Raw genomic sequence first — 20,473 nt, forward strand, 5'->3', positions numbered from 1 at the left:
GCCATGACCGCACAGATTCCCGGCTCCGAAGTCTTCTCGAGCCGACCCGTCGACCCGGACGCACTCTCGCGATCACTTCCCCCGACGCTGGAAGTCCACACCGTCACGCAAGAGCAGATCGACAGCCTCGACCCGTTGACCTACGAGGTCATCCGGCACCGGCTGTGGTCCGTCACCGACGAGATGGGCGAAGCTCTCAAGCGGATGTCCGGCTCTCCCATCGTCACCGATGCCAACGACTTCGACTTCGCCATCAGTGACGAAATCGGCCAGGAAGTTCAGGTCGGCCTGTACAACACCATGCTCGTCGGTGCCGTCGATCTGGCCATCTACTGGACGCTGCAGCACCGCTCGACGAGCCCCGGCATCACCGAGGGCGACATGTTCTTGTGCAACGACCCGTGGGTGGGTGGTGGTCTGCACCAGAGCGACGTGATGGTTTATCAGCCGGTCTTCCACGAGGGCAAGCTGTTCGCCTGGACCAGCGCCATCTGCCATGAACCCGATCTGGGCGGATCCGGACTCGGCTCGTTCGACCCCTCGGCCCAGGACGTGTTCTCCGAGTCGCTGCCCACCCCACCGATCAAGGTGGTCCGCGACTACGAGCTGCAGCGAGACGTCTCCGACGCCTGGGTGCGGCGCTCGCGGGTGCCGATGCTCGTCGGACTGGACCTGCGCGCAAAGATCGGCGCAAACACCGTCGGCCGGAATCGGCTTCTAGCGGTGATCGAACAGTACGGCGCGGACACCGTGAAGGCCGTGATGAAGCGGATGATGGCCGACGCTGAAGGGCGCCTGCGCGGCAAGCTCGCAGCACTGCCGGACGGGACCTGGAAGGCCACCGGCTACCAGGACCAGTCGCAGATCGGCGACCGCGGAATCCACAAGATCACCGTGGCGATGACCAAGTCCGACAATCACCTCACATTCGACTTCACCGGCACCGACCCGCAGACCGGCGTCATCAACTGCACCTACGCGGGCATGCGAGGCGGTGTCATGCTCGCCCTGCTGCCGATCCTCGCTGGCGACATCCCCTGGTCCGCGGGCGGGCTGATGCGCTGCTTCGACCTGGTCGCAGAAGAGGGCACCATCAACAACGCGACGTTCCCTGCGGCGGTGAGCCGTGGCCCGATCGGACCGGCCTGGCTCACCGGAACCCTGATTGCCGAATGCCTGTCCCAGATGCTCGACCGCTCCGTCGATCTCGGCAGCGTGCAGGCGGCCTGCTGCGGCACATGGGACACCGCCGTGATCGCCGGAGTCGATGAACGTCCCGAACAATCGGTGCCGTTCCTCAACATCATGATGGAGCCGATGGCCGGTGGCTACGGGGCGCGTCCCGCCGCCGACGGCATGGACACCGGCGGCCTCTTCTGTGTCCCGATGGGCCGCATCCCCGACACCGAGATGACCGAGTTCCTGTACCCACTGCTCACGTTGTGGCGCCGCGAGGAACCCGACTCCGGCGGACCCGGTCGCCAGCGTGGTGGTGTCAGTGCCTCGCTCGCCATCACGCCCTACGGCACCAGCCTGCCAATGGGCTTGGTGCTGGCATCGGCCGGCAAGGCCGTCGCCCAGAACAACGGTCTCGCCGGCGGATACCCGGGCAACACGGGTGTGGAGGTCCTCGCCCGCGGCACCGACCTCATCGAACAGTTCGCGGCGGGCCGCATTCCCGGCTCGCTCGACGACCTCGCCGGCGGTCGTGAACTCGGAGCCTGCTACGCCGAGAGCTATGTCGCACCCGGTGAGGTGCTGTACATGCACTGGCAGGGCGGCGGCGGCTACGGTGATCCGCTGCTGCGGGACCCGTCCGCGGTGGCGGCCGACTTCCGCGAAGGCAAGGTCACCGAAAACGGTGCCGAGACCGTGTACGGCGTCGTCCTCGTCGATGGCGACGTCGACGCGGGACGGACCGCACGCCGGCGCGAGGAGATGCGCACCGAGCGACGCGAGCGCTCCGGTAGCACACCCTCCGATGCCCCCACACTCGAGTTGGCCGGTGCTCGTCGACTCGACGACAACCTGGTCGAGGTCACGATCGGCGACACCCGCGCGATCGGCTGCGCGCAGTGCGGACGTCTCCTGGGCGACGACAAGAACAACACCACCCTCGAGCTCGCCCGATTCGAGGGCCCGTCGTCGACCGCCGGCCCACAGGTCACATCCGACCCCGCCGAGTACGTCGACGCCCCGGTGGTCTTCCGGCAGCTGTGCTGCCCCGGCTGCTGGACCGCCATCTACTCGGGCATCGTGCCGGCTGATCACCCCGACCATGCCCTCGACCTGGCGCGGCTTCTGCCCGCAGTGGCGCAGCGGTGATGTTCCAGACAACCATGATCGTTACTGATAAAGGAGAACAACGGTGACATTCTCGGACTGGGGTGGACGCCTCGTTCCGTTCCCCGAGGATCGTGCTGACCGCTACCGCGACAGCGGTGAGTGGAGCGCCGATCCCACCGGGCGGCGGCTACACCAGATCGCCACCCGGTTCCCGGACCGACCGGCGGTGATCACCGCCCGAGGGCAGATGAGCTTCGCAGAACTCGATCGCCGCACGGACCAGATCGCGGCCGGGCTGATCCGACTCGGGCTCCAGCGACTCGATCCCGTCATCTTCCAGCTCACCAACCGCCTGGAGACAGTCCTCGCGTGGTACGGCTGCATCAAGGCCGGGCTGGTCCCGGTGGCGACACTGGCCGCGCACCGCATGCACGAGATCGGGCACATCAGTCGCAAGGTAGGCGCCGTCGCGCACCTCGTCGAGGCGAATCTGCCCACCTTCGATCTCGTCGAGTTCGCCCGCGAACACGCCGACGGACACCCCACCGTGCGGCACATCATCAGCGTCGGCGATGCGGACAGCAACGACCGGGCCGACGTGACTCGACTCGAAGATCTCGGGCTCGAGATCGATCCCCACACCGCGCATGACATCGTCGAGCAGATCGCGGCACACACCGATGCCTGCGACGTGGCTGCGTTCCAGCTCTCCGGTGGCACCACCGGAGTTCCCAAGGTCATCCCGCGCATCCACGCCGAATACTGGAACAATGCGCTGCTGTATGCACAACGGCTCGGATGGGACGAGAACAGTCGCGTCGCCCATCTGATCCCGATCATCCACAACGCCGGCATCTCGTGCGGGCTCCACGCCGCGCACTCGGTCGGCGCCTGCCTGGTCCTGGCCACCGCTGATGCCCCCACCGCCTTCCAGCTCATGGCGCGGACGAAGGCGACCGAGGTTCTCATCGGGCACGGCCACTACCAGGCAGTGCTGACTCCGGACTTCGACCAGGCTGAACCCTGGCTCAAACGCGTCATCCTCTCCGGCGCCAAGGTTCCGCACGAGCTGTTCGAGCGCGTCGACGACGGAACCGGACGCTGGGCCGGTCAGTTGTTCGGCATGGCCGAGGGATTGTTCACGGTGACCCCACTCGACGCCCCCGCACAAGCCCGAATGACAACTGTGGGTACCGCCATCTCGGCCGATGACGAGATACGCATCCTCGAACCCGGCACCGAGAACGAGCTCGGCGACGGGGAGGTCGGAGAACTGTGCTGCCGAGGCCCGTACACGCTCCCCGGCTATTTCGACGCCCCGGACCACAACCGGGACGCCTTCACCTCCGACGGCTTCTACCGCACCGGGGACCTCGGCGCGATGACGGTGATCGACGGCGCACGTTATCTGTCGATCGAGGGTCGGATCAAGGATCTCATCAACCGGGGTGGCGAGAAGATCAACGCCGAGGAGGTCGAGCTGCTTCTGCTCGAGCATCCCGATATCGCGAACGCGGCGGTGGTCGCCATGCCCGACCCCCGGCTCGGAGAGAAGACTTGCGCATACGTGGTGTCGATCAACGGAGAAGCTGTGCCCATGCGCGACATTCAGGAGCACTTGTCGCGGCTCGGAGTCGCCAAGTTCAAGTGGCCCGAACGGCTCGAGTGGGTGACGACCTTGCCACACACGAACGTGAACAAGATCGACAAGAAACGACTGCGCGCCGAGATCGCGGCGAAGGTGGCCAACGAGGCCGACTCACGCCGCGTGGACGCATAGATCGGTAGTTCTACCGCACCTCAATACCTTCGGGGCATGCCTGACCGGCATGCCCCGAAGTCCTTGAACGCAGCAGCCGATCTTCCGTCCCCCTCACGGAGACAACCGAGTTGACCTTTCGACGTATGCGTAGAATAATCTACGTATACGTCACAGAGAGTGGAGTTCGTCATGAATCTCGAGCGAGTAGCAGTACTGGGCGGCGGACCAGGCGGCCTCTACGCCGCAAGGCTGATCAAACGCAGCCATCCGAACGCCGAGGTGACCGTCTACGAACAGAGCCCCCCGGATCAGACGTTCGGTTTCGGAGTCGGCCTGGCGTCTCGCACTCAACGAAACCTGCGGGAAGCCGACCCGGCATCGCTCGAAGCCATCGTGGCGGCCGCGCACGCCCACGAAATGTCGATGCAGGTCGGCGACCAGAGCGCCCGTCTCGCGCACGGCGATCTCCTCGCTATCGCACGCACAACCCTGCTCGCCGTCCTCCAGCAACAGGCCCAAAATGCCGGGGTGCAAATACATTTCGGCGAACGTCGTGAAGCGGCAGAGCTCGATGCGGACCTGATCATCGCCGCCGACGGCATCAACAGCGCCACCCGTACGCAGATGTCCGACGCATTCGGGCCCCGCATCGATACCGGCGCCGGCCTCTACCTGTGGTGCGGAACCGACTTCGCGCTCCCCAGGGCCATCTTCATCCCAGTCACCACCGAGCACGGCACCTTCGTCGCGCACGCCTACCCGTATGCCGCCGACCGCAGCACCTTCCTCATCGAAACCGACGAGGAAACTTGGCGGCGAGCAGGATTCGACGTCTCCACCGACCGGACCGCCCCCACCGACAGCGACGAGTTCGCTCTCGAGTACCTGCAGAACGCGTTTGCCGAGACCCTCCAACACCACCGGCTGATCGGAAATCGCACCCGGTGGACGCACTTTCGCACCATTTCGTGCGAGCACTGGCACAGCGGCAACATCGTCCTGCTCGGCGACGCCACCCACACCGCTCACTACTCCATCGGCTCAGGCACCAAATTGGCCATGGAGGACGCCATCGTCCTCGACCGCGCACTCACCACCGCATCGACCATCGAGGAGGCGCTCACCGAGTACGAGCGGGTGCGGCGCCCCGCCGTCGAATACCTCCAGGAGATCGCGCACCGCAGTGAGCTCTGGTGGGAGTCGTTCCCGCAGCGGATGAACCTGCCCCTCGAACAGCTGATGATCGCTTACATGACCCGAGCCGGGAAGGTCAGCGTCAGCCGTTTCCACGACTCGGCCCCCGACCTGGTCCGAAAGGGGCTCGCCGGCTACGCCAACGTACCGGCCGACTCGGTCCCCACCACCGCTATCGCGGACTGGATCCTCGCGCAGCCCCTCGACCATGACCACGGCCGATTCGAGCAGCGCGTAGCGACTGCGGACCTGCGTGAGGCCGACACTACGTCGATACTCGACATCGATGTCGACTCCGCATGGGGATCCGAAGCCAACGACATCGTCGAGAATGCACCCGATGCACGCGTCCTCTGGCTGACCGGCCCCTCCAGTCGGGCAGCTGTCCTCACCCGGCTCGATCTCGCCGAACGACTCCGGCTCGATCTCGCCGAACGTCGCCGGCACCGAGCCGGCACGCTGGTGGTGGTCGAAGCCCCCGCCTCATACCGTGACGACATCGCCGACGGCCTGGCCAGCGCACGCATCGACCTCGCCTTCTTCAGCGAGCCCGCATCCACACCGACCGATCCAGCGTTCTCGGCATCAGGGGCATCGGCATGAGCGCGGGCCCGTCTCCCGCTCCCGTTATCCTTCGGGCATGACACGCGAGGAAGCCGCGGCCAGAAGCCGTCCCCGGGGACAACGTAAGTCGACCACGACCAGCCAGGCCACGGCCGAGGGCACCGTGAGCCGCAGCAACCCCCGTCGTGAGCTCGTGGAAAAGCAAATGATGGAGCAGGCCACTCGGCTGTTCGCGGAGAAGGGCTTCGCGAGCACGACACTGCAGGACATCGCCGATGCGACCGGCCTGACCCGGCCGGCCCTGTACCACTACGTGGCGAACAAGGACGAACTCCTCTCCCGCCTCGTGAGTGAAAGTACCGAGACACCCGCGACTCTCCTGCACGAAATCAACGAGCGCGCGGAGCTCGGCCCAACCGAGAAACTGCGACAGATGGCGACCGCCATCGCCCTGCACCAGGCGCAAGGACCGGACAGATTCCGGCTGATCATCCGATCCGAAGCCGAACTTCCGGACGACATCGCGTCCACGTATCAGCAGAGCCGCCGACACGTTCTCAAGGAATTCATCCGCGTCATCGAGGAGGGAATCCGAGTCGGCGAGATGCGCCCCGTGGACCCCCGCACCGCGGCACTCGGAGTCATCGGCATGATCAACTGGATCGCCTGGTGGCACCAGCCTGGCGACCTCGAGAACGACCGGGCAGTCGCAACCCAACTCGCGGACATGGCATTACGGTCGCTGGTTCAAGAGAATCCACATCCCGAAACACCCGAAGGCCCCGCCCGCGCCATCGCCCTGCTTCGTCAGGACCTCAACTATCTGGAGCGGCTCCTCGACGAATCTCGGACGTCGGACTGAAACGACGTTCTCGGCGCATGCGGTCTCCTAGTCGAGCCCGCATGCGCCACGCAGCTCCCGCGTGATCTCGTCCCACACCGTGGCGTAGGACGCGATCCCGGGCGCGGCGATCCACTCGACGTCTCCGGCCTTCGACTTCTGCAGGGCCTCGGCGAACAGATCCTGGTACCGCGACAGGCGCGGCACGAACGCGGAGACGTCGTCGAATACATCCTGCGCCTTCTTGTCGAGGGCGGCGAGCGCGTCCAGATCGACCGCGCCGGCCAGAAGTTCACGCAGCGGGCCGTCCAGCTCGACGAAGCGCTCGTGGATCTCTGCGATCGAGTCCTCGTCGATCGACACCCGCTCGGCGTCGAGCTGGTCGCCGAGCTCGGCGATGCCCTCGGCAGTGAGTGCGAATGCGCCGTCACCTGCCGCCTCGGCCTTGCCCTGCGCCAGCAGCGCATCGCGCGCTGCCTCCGCGGACGCGGTGGCCACACCGAGCTGCGCGGCGAGAACATCGACCGTCACCCGCTCCTTCAGTCGGATCGTCTGCAGCAGTGCCAGTTCGTCGACGTTGCCCGCGAAGGCCATCGTGTTCTCCTCGTGTGTGCCGATAGGTCCGACAGGAAACCTACAGCTCGAGGATCGTCGCCGGGAACGCCTGCGGGACCGAGCGAGAGGTGTCCTTGAGTACGACACCCGAGCGACCGAGTCGGCGGGCGCCGTCGACCAGCGCCGACACCACCCGCGCGGCGTCCCGGTAGCCGAGGCCGTCGGGCGGATGGATGTTCGACACACAGTTCCGGTCGGCGTCCGCGCGGCCGGGCCGAGGCAGGTGCGTGAGGTAGATCCCCAGGCTGTCGGCAACGGAGAGACCGGGGCGTTCGCCGATCACGACGAGCAGGATGCCCACCCCGAGCGCATCCCCGACGTGGTCGCCGAGCGCGACGCGGGCATCGGTGGCGATCACCGGCGGCGCGATGCGGTAGCGCCCCGAGAGCGCCTCCGCGAGCGCAGCCAGGAGCGGGACGCCGTGCCTGGTGAGAGCGCGTGGCGACAGGCCGTCGGCGAGGACGAACCCGACGTCCGCGTCGGTCCGGCTCACCGGCTCGAGGGTCTCCGGAACCCGCCCCAGATCGGGGCGACGCAGGTACTCACCACGGTTGCGCGCCCGGCTCCGCACGAGGACCGGCTCGCCGAGTCCCACAGCGGCCACCCGGGCCGCGAACGCCTCGGCGTCGAGCGGATCGTGCACCGCGTCCCGCGCCGCGGCGTGCGCGGCCCGCAGCTCGAGAACTCGGTCGGTGGGCAGCGCGTCACCCGCGCGGCCGAGCCCGATCCGGGCCTGAGTGCTACGCCGCAGGTCTTCCCACACGCCGCTCATCGCCCCACCACCAGTTCCCGCAGCGGCGACGATTCGACATCGACGGGCAGGATCCGCCCGTCCGCATCGGCCATTCCGAGCCCCCGCAACCACTCCTCGAACTCGGGTGTCGGCCGCAGCCCCAGCACGCGGCGGACGTACAGCGCGTCGTGGAACGACAGGCTCTGATAGCCGAGCATGACGTCGTCCGCACCGGGGACGGTGATGACGAAGGCGGTCCCGGCCACACCGAGCAGGGTGAGCAGGCCGTCCATATCGTCCTGGTCGGCCTCGGCATGGTTGGTGTAGCAGACATCGACGCCCATCGGCAGGCCCAGCAGCTTGCCGCAGAAGTGATCCTCGAGCCCGGCCCGGATGATCTGCTTGCCGTCGTACAGGTACTCGGGTCCGATGAAGCCGACGACGGTGTTCACCAGCAGTGGTTCGAGGTCCCGGGCCACCGCGTACGCCCGCGCCTCGAGCGTCTGCTGGTCGACCGGACGGCCACCGGCTCCGAGGTGCGCGCCAGCCGACAGCGCCGAACCCTGCCCCGTCTCGAGATACATGAGGTTGTTCCCGACCGTGCCGCGGCGCAGGGACCGTCCCGCCTCGTTGGCCTCCCGCAGCAGCGAGATGTCCACCCCGAAACCGGAATTGGCGCCCTCAGTTCCCGCGACCGACTGGAAGACGAGGTCGACGGGCGCACCGGCATACACGAGGTCGAGCGTGGTGGTGACGTGCGAGAGCACGCAGGACTGCACCGGGATGTCGAAGCGCTGCCGGATGTCATCGAGCAGGTGCACCAGTTCGGACGTCGCCTGCGGGGAGTCCGTCGCCGGATTGATACCGATCACCGCGTCGCCGCAGCCCATGAGCAGACCGTCCAGCGTCGCGGCCGCGATCCCGCGCGGATCGTCGGTCGGATGGTTGGGCTGCAGGCGTGTCGCAAGTGTGCCCGGATGCCCGATCGTGGTCCGGAACGCGGACGTCACAGTGATCGCCCGCGCGACGGCGATCAGGTCCTGATTACGCATGATCTTGCTGACCGCGGCCACCATCTCCGGCGTCAGGCCCCGCGAGACGGCAGCTAGAGCCGCAGCCGCATCGGGACCCGCGGCGGTCTCCAGCAGCCAGTCACGCAGGCCCCCGACCGTGAGGTGGGAGACGGCTCCGAACGCCACGCGGTCGTGGGAGTCGACGATGAGGCGGGAGACCTCGTCGTCCTCGTAGGGCACCACCAGATCGTCGAGGAACGTGCCGAGCGGCAGATCCGCCAGTACCCACTGAGCTGCGGCCCGTTCCGCGTCGGATTCGGCGGCACACCCGGCCAACTCGTCACCCGAACGCAGCGGCGTGGCCTTCGCCATGAGGTCGACGAGACCGTCGAACGTGTAGGACGTTCCCGAGATCTGTTTGCTGTACCGCGTCATTCGAGTTCCTCACCGCTACCGACAACGCCCACAGCGCCGGGGTGCTGTCCACGAGGGGGCGTCGTCACCCACCGAGTATGGAGCGCCGCGATCACCGATTCGTGACGGTCGAGTTACGACTGCCGATTGGGCACCGGACACGCGTCGGCGGCCTCCGCCACGACCAGTGGAAGCGGCGACGGGCCTGGCCGAACGCCCAGAGCCCAGTCCGCGCCCACCATCGGGGTGTCGGTCGAGAGGGCGGTCAGTTCGTCTGCGTCGAACACCCTGCCGCGACTGAGCAGCCGCAAGCCCTCGGGCGCCTCGAGGCTGAAGCCGGCGCCGCGGCCGGGCACCACGTCGAGCACCAGTTGCGTGTGCTTCCACGCGTCGAACTGCGGACCCGAGATCCACAGCGGCACGGCGTCGTCGTCCTGCGGCTCGGTGGCGCCGGCTTCCCCGACGCCGAGACGCAAGTCGAGCACACCGAGCAGGACGTCACGATCGCCGATCACGAACTCCCCCAATGGGAAGCACATGGGCGCCGATCCGTCGCAACAGCCGCCGGACTGGTGCAGCATGAGCGGGCCGTGGACGTCGGCCAGGTGTCGTAGTAGCGAGGCGGCCGCCGCGGTCACGACCGCCCGCGGCGGCGCCGCGGTCACGCGAAGTCCAGGACGATGCGGCCGTCGACCGCCCCCCGGTCGAGTTCGTCGAAGATGTCGTTGATGTCCTCGAGACGGCGGGTGTGGACGGTGGGGTGGATGGTGCCACGCGCGTAGAAGTCGAGCGCCTCGACCATGTCCTGGCGAGTACCGACGATCGAACCTCGTACCGTCAGACCCTTGAGAACGGTATCGAAGATCGGGGTCGGGAAGTCACCGGGCGGTAACCCCATGAACGTGATGGTGCCGCCGCGGCGGGCCATGCCGATCGCCTGACCGAACGCGGCCGGATTGACGGCAGTCACCAGTACTGCGTCGGTGCCGCCGGTGACCTTCTGGATCTTCTCGACCGGATCGTCCTCGTACGCGTTGACGAGCACCTCGGCGCCGTACTGGGCAGCGAGGGCAAGCTTGGAGTCGGCGACATCGACCGCGGCGACCCGCAGCCCCATGGCAGTGGCATACTGCACCGCAACGTGACCGAGGCCGCCGATGCCGGAGATTGTCACCCATTGGCCCGGAATCAGATTGCTGACCTTGAGCCCCTTGTAGACGGTGACACCGGCACACAACACGGGAGCCACCTCGATGGGATCGGCACCCTCGGGGACCCGAGCCGCGAAACGCGAATCGACCAGCATGTACTCCGCGAACGATCCGTCGACGGAGTAGCCGCCGTTGATCTGCTTCTCGCACAGCGTCTCCCAGCCGGTGCGGCAGTACCGGCACTCGAGACACGCGGACCACAGCCAGGCATTGCCGACGAGATCGCCCACCGCGATCTCGGTGACACCCTCACCCAGCTCCACGACCTCGCCGTAGCCCTCGTGGCCCGGAATGAAGGGTGGGGTCGGCTTGACCGGCCAATCACCTTTGGCGGCATGCAGATCCGTGTGACATACGCCGCTGGAGCGAACCTTCACCAGCGCCTGATCGCGACCGGGCTTCGGTATCGGCACGTCCTCGATGGACAAGGGCTTGCCGAACTCTCGAACGACCGCAGCCTTCATCGTCTCGGTCATGAAAACCTCCTGGGGATGTGGGAGCGCGGCGCCCGCCGAGGGGCACCTGCGGGCGCCGCGCAAGTTTCCTGCTGGATCAGAAGAAGCCCTGAGCCTTGGGCGCGTAGCTCACGAGCAGGTTCTTTGTTTGCTGGTAGTGATCGAGCATCATGTGGTGGTTCTCGCGGCCGATACCGGACTGCTTGTACCCACCGAACGCCGCGTGCGCGGGGTACTGGTGGTACGTGTTGGTCCACACCCGTCCGGCCTGGATGTCGCGTCCGGCCCGGTAGGCGACGCCACCGTCGCGCGACCACACGCCGGCGCCGAGACCGTAGAGGGTGTCGTTGGCGATCGCGATGGCGTCGTCGTAGTCGGCGAACGACGTCACCGACACGACCGGACCGAAGATCTCCTCCTGGAAGATCCGCATGCTGTTGTCGCCGGTGAAGATCGTCGGCTGCACGTAGTAGCCGCCGGACAGGTCGCCGCCCAGTTCGGCGCGCTCACCACCGGTGATCACGCGTGCGCCCTCGTTCTTGCCGATCTCGATGTACGACAGGATCTTCTCGAGCTGGTCGTTCGACGCCTGCGCGCCGATCATCGTCTCGGTGTCGAGCGGATCCCCCTGGCGCACGGCCTTGGTGCGGACCGCCGCGAGCGCGAGGAAGTCGTCGAAGATGTCCTTCTGGATCAGCGCACGCGACGGGCACGTGCACACCTCGCCCTGGTTGAGCGCGAACATCGTGAAGCCCTCGAGGGCCTTGTCCTGGTAGTCGTCGGCGACGGCGAGGACGTCCGAGAAGAAGACGTTGGGGCTCTTACCGCCGAGCTCGAGCGTCACCGGGATCAGGTTCTGCGATGCGTACTGCATGATCAACCGGCCCGTGGTGGTCTCACCGGTGAACGCGATCTTGCGGATCCTCGGGCTCGACGCGAGCGGCTTGCCGGCCTCGGTGCCGAACCCGTTGACGATGTTGAGCACGCCTGCAGGCAACAGGTCGCCGATGATGCCGATCAGGTGCAGGATCGATGCCGGGGTCTGCTCCGCCGGCTTGAGGACGACCGCATTTCCGGCGGCCAGAGCCGGCGCCAGTTTCCACACGGCCATCAGGATCGGGAAGTTCCACGGAATGATCTGTCCGACAACACCGAGCGGCTCGTGGAAGTGATATGCGACGGTGTCGGAGTTGATCTCCGACAGCGAGCCCTCCTGCGCACGGATCGCACCGGCAAAGTAGCGGAAGTGATCGATCGCGAGCGGGATGTCCGCGTTGAGCGTCTCACGGATCGGCTTGCCGTTGTCCCACGACTCGGCGAGCGCGATCTGCTCGAGATTGGCTTCCATCCGGTCGGCGATCTTGTTGAGAATCACCGCGCGCTCGGCCACCGACGTCTTGCCCCAGGCAGGAGCGGCAGCGTGGGCGGCATCGAGCGCGAGTTCGATGTCCTCGGCCGTCGACCGTGCCACCTCGCAGAACGTCTTTCCGGTGACCGGGGTCGGGTTCTCGAAGTACTGCCCCTTCACCGGCGCGACCCACTCGCCGCCGATCCAGTTGTCGTACCGCGATTCGAAGGACATCAGGGCGTCGGGTGAACCGGGGCGGGCATACACGCTCATCGAAGACTCCTGTCGGTGCTGTCTGTGCTGACTGTGCCGTCACAGTCACGCACGAGATGTGATTCAGGACACTAGGCAGGTCAACGTTGCAACTACGTTGCGGAAGAGGTCACAACTGCGCGACGGACGAACGGACGCGGCTATCGCCCCCGCCCTGCTGCACGCACCGAAATGGTGGAAATCGCGACAAAACTGGCAGTTCGCTGGTTATCGTGCAGGCCAGAGGTGGAAGGCGTTCATCGACCGAGTCACTGTTCTGGAAGGAATTGCTGATGCAGTTCAACCTGGCGGATGTCTTCGAAACCGTCGCGGCGGCGGTGCCCGACCGCGTTGCGCTCACCTACGAGGGCGAGCACCTGACGTACACCGAGCTGGACGCCGAGGCCAACAGGGCCGCCCAGCTACTCACCCGGGCCGGGATCGCTGCGGGCGACCATGTGTCGCTGTTCCTCAAGAACAGCGTCGAGCACGTCACCTCGATCCTGGGGTTGATTAAGATCCGCGCCGTGCCGATCAACGTCAACTACCGGTACACCCCGGCTGAACTCGCATACATCCTCACCAACTCGGACTCGGTCGCGGTGGTCGTCGAACTCCCCGAGCACCAGCGCACCCTCGCGGGGCTCCTCGACAGCTGCCCGCTGATCCGGGCAGTGATCGTCGTCGGAGACACCACCGAGGAACTGCGCGCCGCGGCCGAGGCACGGTCGATCACCGTGGCGTCCTTCTCGGATGCTCGCGAGCTGTCGCCGACCTCGGAGTTCGATTCTCGCAGCGGCGACGAACTGTACGTGCTCTACACCGGTGGCACCACCGGGTACCCGAAGGGCGTCATGTGGCGCCATGACGACTTCTTCCGCAAGCCGCTGTCCGGCGGCAACCCCTACGGGGAGGGTGCACGGCAGGATCTGGCCGAGATTGCCTCTGCAGCAAAGGAATTCCCCGAACTTGCCTTCCTGATCGCTGCACCCCTGATGCACGGCGCCGCCCTCTACTCACTGTTCACCTTCTTCACCCTCGGCGCCCGAGTGGTGCTCATGCGTGACTTCGACCCGCGGAAGGTCGTCGAGGCGATCGAGAAGGAGTCACTGCAGGTGATCCTCATCGTCGGCGACGGCATGGGGCTGCCACTGGTGGACGAGATGGAACGCCGCAAGGACGAGGTCGACCTGAGCTCGCTGTTCTCGATCACGTCGGGCGGAGCGCTCTGGTCCCTCAGCGTGCGAGAGCGGATGCTCGCGGTCAAACCCGAGCTGCTCCTGCGTGACAACTTCGGCGCCTCGGAATCCGGGAACGACGGCGCGTTCACGATCGACGAGTCCGGCAACCTGCGGATGCCGCCGTCTCCCAACATGATCCTGGTCGACGAACGGCTCGACGAAATCCCGCCGGGCACCGGTCAGGTGGGATACATCGCCCGCATCGGGAACGTCCCCCTCGGCTACTACAAGGACGAGGAGAAGACCGCCCGAACCTTCCCCACCCGCGCCGACGGCACCCGCATCTCGGTGCTCGGCGACATGGGCACGGTGGAGCCCGACGGGACCATCGTGTTCCTCGGGCGCGGCTCACAGTGCATCAATACCGGCGGGGAGAAGGTCTTTGCCGAGGAGGTCGAGGCAGCCCTCCACGCGCACCCCTCCATCTCCGACGCACTGGTGGTGCCGGTTCCCGACGAACGTATGGGCCAGCAGGTCGCGGCGGTGATCGCGACCTATCCCGACGCCGGGCCGCTGACACTGGAAGACATCCAGGAGCACTGCCGAAAGACGTTGGCGGGATACAAGGTCCCGCGATCAGTGGTGATCGTCGACGAGGTCAAGCGCACCCCCGCGGGAAAGGCCGATTATCGCTGGGCGACCGCGGTCGCGTCGTCGTAGGTTCGGTGCGGGACGTCAGCGTCCCGCACCCGTTCCGAATCGGCGATCGAGAAGGCGCAGGTGAGCCTCCACCTGAGCGTGCAACGACGAACCACGGTCGAGCGTCGACAGGTACGCGAGCCAGGCGTCGCGATCCTGGCGGCCGTGAATCGAACTGGTCCACGATGCGAGGAGGCGGACATCCCCGCCGCGTAGGACCGTCGCCTGCACCCGTGTGCGCAGTTCCTCCCGGACATCCTCGACACCGGGCGCATCCGAGCCCGCGAGGACCGGACCGCAGTACAGGTGCAGCGCCGACTCGAGATCGCCGCGATCGAGCAACGACCGCACGTCGCCGACGTCGGAGTCCAGCGGCGCGAGCAGTCGGTACGGCCGTGAACCCAGGCGATCGGCACCGAAAACCTTTCGCAGACGGGACATCTCCGCACGTACCGTGACCGCGTCCAGTTCCGACTCGTCGAGCAGCACGGCGAGGTGATCGGCAGTGAGTCCCTCGGGGTGCTCCGAGAGCAGCAGCAAGATTTCGGCGTGTCGCCGCGACAACTCCTGCCGGTCACCCTCGACGACCAGAGCCGGGCGCCCCGTACAGAGCACCTCTAGCCGGGGAACCGAGGTTGCCGGTGGATGTGGTGTCATCAAGGCCTGTAGCCGCAGTTCGGCCTCGGCGGCAGCGACGGTGGCTCGGACAAGGGAAAGAGCCTCCGGCACCGCGACACGAGGTCCTCCGGTGATGTCGAGCGCGCCGATGATCCGCCCCGTCGACGGATCGTGGATCGGTGCGGCCGAGCAACTCCATTCGTGGACGGCTCGATTGAAGTGCTCCGCCGCGAAGATCTGCACGCTGTGGTCCAGTGCGAGAGCAGTGCCCGGCGCATTGGTGCCCACCCGGCCCTCGCTCCAGTCGGCGCCCTCGACGAAGTTCATCCGCAAGGCCCGGTCCTTTGCAGACGAGTCGCCCTCGACCCACAGCAAACGGCCGTGGGCATCGCTGATCGCAACGAGCAGCCCGGTGTCCGCAGCGTCCGCGACCAGCAGCCTTCGCACCACGGGGCGAATCGCCGACAGCGGATGGGCGGCCCGGTACTCCTCGAGCGCTACCCCGTCGAACGCCACCTCGTCATCGACGAGATCCGGGCTCACCCCGCTCCCGCGGCTACGCAGCCACGAATCCCGCACCACCGACCGCACGGCCGCGTCGGCGCCCCCCGCCGACTCGACGAACAACTGATGCGCAGAGGAAGTGCGCGCGGCAAGCGCCGAGAGGTCGTCGCCGGGCCGCACCGCAATCCACGGATTGCGGGAGCCGGGTTCCTGATCTGCCATCGACGCCCTCCATCAACCCCAGGAGCCAACTGTAACGCGCCTCACAGAAAGGTGCTGGCACGCTCTGCGACCATCACAGCGGTGGCGTGCGGTCCGCGGCTGGGTACCGCCGGCAGGATCGAGGTGTCGGCAACGAACAGACCGTCGACCCCGTGCACACGGCAGCGGTCGTCGACCACCGATGTCCTGTCGTCTGTTCCCATACGGCAGCTACCCGACAGGTGCAGCGACGTGCCCAGGCGATCGGCCAGCCACTCGCCGGAAAGCTCGACCGGCTCCGGGTCGAGCAGCCGGCTCATCGGTCCGGCGTGCATCAGCTCGGCCGCATGGCCCACTGCGGAGCTGAGCGCCTTCCTGTCCTCGACCGACTCGAGGTAGCGGTACGACACCCGGGGCGCATCGCGCGGATCGGCCGACGCGAGGCGGATCTCGCCTCGGCTGCGCGGCTTCATCAGCACCACTCCGAGACACGGCTTACCGATGCCGGATCCCGGTATCAGATCACCGAAAGATGCTGTATACGGACGCATTTCGATCTCATCGGTGTTGAGAGTCACCTGCAGCGCGGGCGTGCGGGTGGTGCGGGCGACCGGTCGTCTGTAGCGATACGGCAGCACCACCTCGGGGTGATCGCTGAAGTCCGAGCCCACGGCAGGCAGGTCCGCGACCACGGCAATGCCGAGCCCCGTCAGATGCTCGGCGTCGCCGATCCCGGAGAGCATCAGCAGGTGCGGAGTGGCGATAGCACCCGCAGTCAGGATCACAGCGCCTGCCCGGATCATCCGCACCGTGTCGCCGGTGGCCACCTCGACTCCCGTGACCGACCCCTCGGAGAACAGCACCCGGGTGACGGTGCTGTCCGGACGGACCGCCAGGTTGGGCCGATCCAGATGCGGCAGCAGGTACGCCGACGCCGGCCCGACCCGGACCCCGTCTCGAATGTTCAAGGGCACCGGGCCAATTCCATGCGATCCCGGCGCATTCTTGTCGGGGTCGTCATGGTGCCCGGCATCGCGGGCGGCCTCGGCGAACGCCGCACTGACCGGATGCCAGCGTTCCGCAGGTTCCCGCCGGACCGGGATCGGCCCAGCGTCACCGTGCCAGGGACCCGCGAAATCGGCATCGGTCTCGATCGCCCGGAAGTACGGCAGCACATTCTCGTACGACCACGACGCCGGCCAGTGGTCGAAATCGCCGACTCCGGCCCGGACGAAGTAGCCGCCGTTGACCGCGCCCGATCCCCCGAGCACCCGCCCGCGGGCGATCCATCCGGCCCGGCCCACAGTCAGTTCCACCGGATAAGGCCAGATCCACCCGCTACCGGGTCCGACGGGCAGGATCCCGGCATCGGCGAGCTCCGGCGGGAACTCCGCCGGGATGCGATGTCCCGGCCCCGATTCCACCAGCATCACCGATCGGTCCGGGTTCTCACTGAGCCGGCCGGCGAGCACGCTACCGCACGAGCCGCCGCCAACCACCACGACATCTGCGGTGTCCTCGAGGTCGGCCGGTGGCTGGACCACCGTCAGTTGCCGATACGAGGCTCGAGCGCGCGAAGATCGCGGGCCCGGATCGCGCCCTGCCACAGTCCCGCACCGTACGCAAGATCGTCGAGGCGCTTGAACACCGTGTGCCGCACCGGGCCCAGCCCGCCTGCCTCACGGTGCGTCGACCAGTCGGCGATGCCCTCGGCAACCCCGATCACCAATGTCAGCCGCCGGATCCGGCGGGAGGCCAGGACGGCCAACAGGGTGATCGGCCAGTAATGGCGGCACACCGCCGACGCCAACTGCCACGCGCCGCCGACGAAGCCGCGGGTCGCGAGGATCGCCGCGATGCGGGTCGGCTGATCCAGCTCGACGAAGATCCGCCGCAGCCGCAGCACCGTCACCCCGAGCGCCGCGACGCCGCCGAGCAGACCGATCCGCGTGCACGTGGCGGCGGCGAGCAGCGCGAACAGCGTCCACTTCGACATCGCGATCGGCGGCACCATTCCCTCGTGCCGGGCCGCGAGCGGCGCCGCGCCGGTGCCGTAGAACCGCCTGCGGGTGAACCAGCGGCCGAACGAGACCCGGTGATCGTGCGCAACGTGCGCGACCGGTTCGTACCGCAGGCGCCACCCGGACTCCTGCAGGCGCCAGCACAGGTCGACGTCCTCCGCGACATGCATGGACTCGTCGAATCCACCGGCTTCTACGAGCACTTCGCGGCGCACCAGCATCGCCGCGCTCGGCACATACGAGACGGGGCTGCCGGAACGGACCGCAGCCTCCTTGCGCCCCAGGTCCAGCGACGACCGCGCGTGCTCATAGCGGGCCAGCATCGACCCCTCCGGCTCGAGCGCAACGATCCTAGGCGCGACGAGCGCTACCGCGGGATCACTGAAGTGCCCGAGCATCCGTTCCAGCCAGCCGGTTCGCGGCACCACGTCCGAGTCCAGGAAGGCGACGAAAGGTGTTTGCGCCGAACGTAATCCGGTGTTCCGTGCTGCGGCAGGACCTCGAGGGTTCTCATGCCGCAACAGCGTCACGTGTGCCGCGGCGTCGAACAGGTCCGGCAACTCGAGCGGGGTGGACGAACCGTCGTCGACAACGATGACCTCGAGCCCGCGCAAAGCCGGGACGAGACGAGCGATGCCCTCCACATTGTCGCGCAGCGGCACGACGACCGTGACCTCGTGCGGCGAAGGCGTGCTCATCGGGCGCGGATTCGCGACTCCCGAGTCGAGTAAGCGGCGCGCCACCACCGCAGTCTGGGCGTCCACGACCTCGAGGTATCCGTCGCCGATCATCTCCACGGCGCTGGGCGCGAGCTTGAGCATGCGCATGGGTGAACCGCCGATGAGGACCCGGCCCCCCGAGTATGCGCGTACCCGGGGATCGATTCGGATACCGAACCCGTCGGGCAGTCGAGCGTGGTGCATCAGACGATGGTAAGGGCATGGGCCACAGCAAGCAGAACTTGTTGCAAAAAACCAGGACTAATACCGCGAGCGGTCATCCGAGCCGCCCGTCGGGGCCCACTGTCCACCGGGAAACAGCAGCGTCGGCCCGCCCAACCATGCCCCCGAACAGCTGCGCACCCTCCGCAGCGGAGGAGCCTGTCGGGTCCCCGAGGATGCCGTTCGTTGTCGCGGCGAGCATTCCGCCCGCGCGCAATTGCGGCATCAGCTCGGCGATCGGCGTCGTGTTGCCCTTCTCGGCCTGCCCCATGTGCACGTCACCCGGCGAAAGATGCAGCAGCAGCGATGTTTCGGTTCGGCCGGCATGCGCGTCGGCCCCCGGCACGGCGCACGGCAGCCAGGCCGCATCGCGTCCCTCGTACCGCAGGAGCGTGACTGCCTTGGCGAGCGCCGGCCCGTTGCCCCCGTGACCGTTGACGAACACCACCCGCCGAGCCCACAGACAGGTCGAGCGGCCGTACTCGACCAGGAGCATCTCCAGCACCTCCGAACCCAGCGAAATGGTCCCGGGGAAGCCCTCGTGCTCGCCGCTCGCGCCGTACTCGATGGCCGGCGCCACGATCACGCCGTCGAGTGAACGCGCCACCGCCGACGCGATCCGGGTGTCGGTGTCCAGCGGCAGGTGGGGGCCGTGCTGCTCGAGCGAACCGACCGGGACCGCGACGGTCAGCTCGTCGCGGCTGATGTCGGGCCACGGAGCCGGGGCGAGGTCAGGCCGATCGGGCATCGGTCAATTGTATGCGGGTCGGCCCCACGCGGACGCCGGCGACGAGTAAACCGGGCCGAGTTCGATGCAGAACTAAATGTGTGGCTCCGGCGAGCTGCGGAGGCTCGTGTAGAGACTAGTGGTTGGCGCCGCGCTGCCACGGACTCTTCGGGTCAGCGACATGAGCATTCACCTCCGTGGCGTCAGTGAGGCCAGCGAGCGTGACCGGCGAATTCCTTGCCGCGACCCCCGGTGACGGAGCCATGCAGTTGGGTAGGCAGCGCCGTAATCGACTGCGTGAGAGCATCGGCCGTCGCCACTACCCCGTCATCGGCATGTACAGGCCCGTTCTTCATGCACGGGACGAGCCTGCGGGAAATCTGTTCCGGACTCCACGCCGTCACCCACACCCTGTAGCCCCGATGCGGCTTGTTCCAGCCTTCCACTCGCGTGTAACAGGACCGGCAACCACATTGTCGTCGCCGCGCACTCCCGTCCGATGGTCGACAGATCTCGCCCCAGCACGCGAGCGATCTCACGCACCCCGGCGCCCTGCACCTTCAAACAACGCGTTCTCCTCACGATGAATCGACAGGTGCGAAACGCCTCATTCGCGAACGGTTCGGCGAATGGCTGGAATACATCCACATCGGCCAGCATCGACACACCACCCGCGCGTGCTAGGCGGGGCGGACCGGGCATCAAGGGGGGCGGTCCCGATCTCTCGGGCCCAGGTCACGCTGGCCTGATGGGAAAATCAGGCTAAATACCATAGCCGCGTTCGACTATCAGCAAATTGAATAAATACTCCTTCCAAAAAAGAGCGCGCCCAATTGTCCTTCTTTCCTTCATTAATCATGAGAAGGTGCACGGGAACACACCAAATTTTCCGT

Annotated in this window: 15 protein-coding genes; 5 read left to right on the plus strand and 10 right to left on the minus strand. The window is 67.0% G+C overall.

The genetic code is table 11. The features are described 5' to 3' along the window. Window positions 1–3 precede the first annotated feature (3 nt). The 4 genes from ERC79_RS06150 (at window position 4) to ERC79_RS06165 (ending at window position 6,668) form a co-directional block, all read left to right on the plus strand. On the plus strand, window positions 4–2,325 hold the full coding sequence (locus tag ERC79_RS06150; protein ID WP_131576645.1) for a hydantoinase B/oxoprolinase family protein: 2,322 nt from the start codon (window positions 4–6) through the stop codon (window positions 2,323–2,325). Between the two features lie 43 nt (window positions 2,326–2,368). Then, a complete protein-coding gene (locus tag ERC79_RS06155) occupies window positions 2,369–4,066 on the plus strand; it encodes an AMP-binding protein (RefSeq protein WP_131576647.1) in 1,698 nt (565 codons plus the stop codon). Between the two features lie 171 nt (window positions 4,067–4,237). After that, entirely contained in the window at window positions 4,238–5,845 is a 1,608-nt protein-coding gene (locus tag ERC79_RS06160; RefSeq protein ID WP_131576649.1) for an FAD-dependent monooxygenase, read from the plus strand. Between the two features lie 37 nt (window positions 5,846–5,882). Continuing rightward, on the plus strand, window positions 5,883–6,668 hold the full coding sequence (locus tag ERC79_RS06165; protein WP_131576651.1) for a TetR/AcrR family transcriptional regulator: 786 nt from the start codon (window positions 5,883–5,885) through the stop codon (window positions 6,666–6,668). Window positions 6,669–6,695: 27 nt separating this feature from the next. On the opposite strand, the gene ERC79_RS06170 is transcribed toward ERC79_RS06165, so the two are convergent. The 6 genes from ERC79_RS06170 to adh all read right to left on the minus strand — a co-directional run bounded on the left by ERC79_RS06170 (window position 6,696) and on the right by adh (window position 12,709). After that, the gene (locus ERC79_RS06170; RefSeq protein ID WP_131576653.1) at window positions 6,696–7,241 is read right to left on the minus strand and encodes a hypothetical protein; all 546 of its coding nucleotides are present in this window, start codon (window positions 7,239–7,241) and stop codon (window positions 6,696–6,698) included. A gap of 40 nt (window positions 7,242–7,281) precedes the next feature. Continuing rightward, window positions 7,282–8,034, minus strand: coding sequence for an ethanolamine ammonia-lyase subunit EutC (gene eutC, locus ERC79_RS06175; protein WP_131576655.1), 753 nt, complete (start codon window positions 8,032–8,034; stop codon window positions 7,282–7,284). Then, entirely contained in the window at window positions 8,031–9,443 is a 1,413-nt protein-coding gene (locus ERC79_RS06180; protein ID WP_131576657.1) for an ethanolamine ammonia-lyase subunit EutB, read from the minus strand. Before ERC79_RS06180 ends, eutC begins: the two co-directional genes overlap by 4 nt. Before the next feature lie 113 nt (window positions 9,444–9,556). Next, complete coding sequence (locus ERC79_RS06185) at window positions 9,557–10,087, minus strand: DUF779 domain-containing protein (RefSeq protein WP_131576659.1); 531 nt, start codon at window positions 10,085–10,087, stop codon at window positions 9,557–9,559. Beyond that, on the minus strand, window positions 10,084–11,109 hold the full coding sequence (gene adhP, locus ERC79_RS06190) for an alcohol dehydrogenase AdhP (protein WP_131576661.1): 1,026 nt from the start codon (window positions 11,107–11,109) through the stop codon (window positions 10,084–10,086). Before adhP ends, ERC79_RS06185 begins: the two co-directional genes overlap by 4 nt. A 76-nt stretch (window positions 11,110–11,185) precedes the next feature. Beyond that, window positions 11,186–12,709, minus strand: coding sequence for an aldehyde dehydrogenase (gene adh / locus ERC79_RS06195; protein WP_131576663.1), 1,524 nt, complete (start codon window positions 12,707–12,709; stop codon window positions 11,186–11,188). Between the two features lie 272 nt (window positions 12,710–12,981). Between adh and ERC79_RS06200 the strand changes: the two genes are divergently transcribed. Beyond that, window positions 12,982–14,589: an AMP-binding protein gene (locus ERC79_RS06200; protein WP_131576664.1), complete on the plus strand. Its 1,608-nt coding sequence runs from the start codon at window positions 12,982–12,984 to the stop codon at window positions 14,587–14,589. Between the two features lie 15 nt (window positions 14,590–14,604). Here ERC79_RS06200 and ERC79_RS06205 read toward each other — a convergent pair whose 3' ends face one another. The 4 genes from ERC79_RS06205 to mftE form a co-directional block, all read right to left on the minus strand. After that, window positions 14,605–15,912, minus strand: coding sequence for a GAF domain-containing protein (locus ERC79_RS06205; RefSeq protein WP_131576665.1), 1,308 nt, complete (start codon window positions 15,910–15,912; stop codon window positions 14,605–14,607). A gap of 41 nt (window positions 15,913–15,953) precedes the next feature. Then, a complete protein-coding gene (gene mftG / locus ERC79_RS06210) occupies window positions 15,954–17,435 on the minus strand; it encodes a mycofactocin system GMC family oxidoreductase MftG (RefSeq protein ID WP_131576667.1) in 1,482 nt (493 codons plus the stop codon). Between the two features lie 2 nt (window positions 17,436–17,437). Next, window positions 17,438–18,835, minus strand: coding sequence for a mycofactocin biosynthesis glycosyltransferase MftF (gene mftF / locus ERC79_RS06215; protein WP_131576668.1), 1,398 nt, complete (start codon window positions 18,833–18,835; stop codon window positions 17,438–17,440). 73 nt (window positions 18,836–18,908) lie between these two features. Beyond that, window positions 18,909–19,601: a mycofactocin biosynthesis peptidyl-dipeptidase MftE gene (gene mftE, locus ERC79_RS06220; RefSeq protein WP_131576670.1), complete on the minus strand. Its 693-nt coding sequence runs from the start codon at window positions 19,599–19,601 to the stop codon at window positions 18,909–18,911. Window positions 19,602–20,473: the final 872 nt, after the last annotated feature.

It is taken from the genome of Rhodococcus sp. ABRD24 (assembly GCF_004328705.1).
In the GTDB taxonomy this organism is placed as follows: domain Bacteria; phylum Actinomycetota; class Actinomycetes; order Mycobacteriales; family Mycobacteriaceae; genus Prescottella.

What these genes read in the sequence shown, in the direction of transcription:
- ERC79_RS06150 (WP_131576645.1), top strand. Translation starts at nt 4, where the DNA reads ATGACCGCACAGATTCCCGGCTCCGAAGTCTTCTCGAGCCGACCCGTC.
- ERC79_RS06160 (WP_131576649.1), top strand. Translation starts at nt 4,238, where the DNA reads ATGAATCTCGAGCGAGTAGCAGTACTGGGCGGCGGACCAGGCGGCCTC.
- ERC79_RS06165 (WP_131576651.1), top strand. Translation starts at nt 5,883, where the DNA reads ATGACACGCGAGGAAGCCGCGGCCAGAAGCCGTCCCCGGGGACAACGT.
- ERC79_RS06170 (WP_131576653.1), bottom strand. Translation starts at nt 7,241, where the DNA reads ATGGCCTTCGCGGGCAACGTCGACGAACTGGCACTGCTGCAGACGATC.
- eutC (WP_131576655.1), bottom strand. Translation starts at nt 8,034, where the DNA reads ATGAGCGGCGTGTGGGAAGACCTGCGGCGTAGCACTCAGGCCCGGATC.
- ERC79_RS06180 (WP_131576657.1), bottom strand. Translation starts at nt 9,443, where the DNA reads ATGACGCGGTACAGCAAACAGATCTCGGGAACGTCCTACACGTTCGAC.
- adhP (WP_131576661.1), bottom strand. Translation starts at nt 11,109, where the DNA reads ATGACCGAGACGATGAAGGCTGCGGTCGTTCGAGAGTTCGGCAAGCCC.
- adh (WP_131576663.1), bottom strand. Translation starts at nt 12,709, where the DNA reads ATGAGCGTGTATGCCCGCCCCGGTTCACCCGACGCCCTGATGTCCTTC.
- ERC79_RS06200 (WP_131576664.1), top strand. Translation starts at nt 12,982, where the DNA reads ATGCAGTTCAACCTGGCGGATGTCTTCGAAACCGTCGCGGCGGCGGTG.
- ERC79_RS06205 (WP_131576665.1), bottom strand. Translation starts at nt 15,912, where the DNA reads ATGGCAGATCAGGAACCCGGCTCCCGCAATCCGTGGATTGCGGTGCGG.
- mftF (WP_131576668.1), bottom strand. Translation starts at nt 18,835, where the DNA reads ATGCACCACGCTCGACTGCCCGACGGGTTCGGTATCCGAATCGATCCC.
- mftE (WP_131576670.1), bottom strand. Translation starts at nt 19,601, where the DNA reads ATGCCCGATCGGCCTGACCTCGCCCCGGCTCCGTGGCCCGACATCAGC.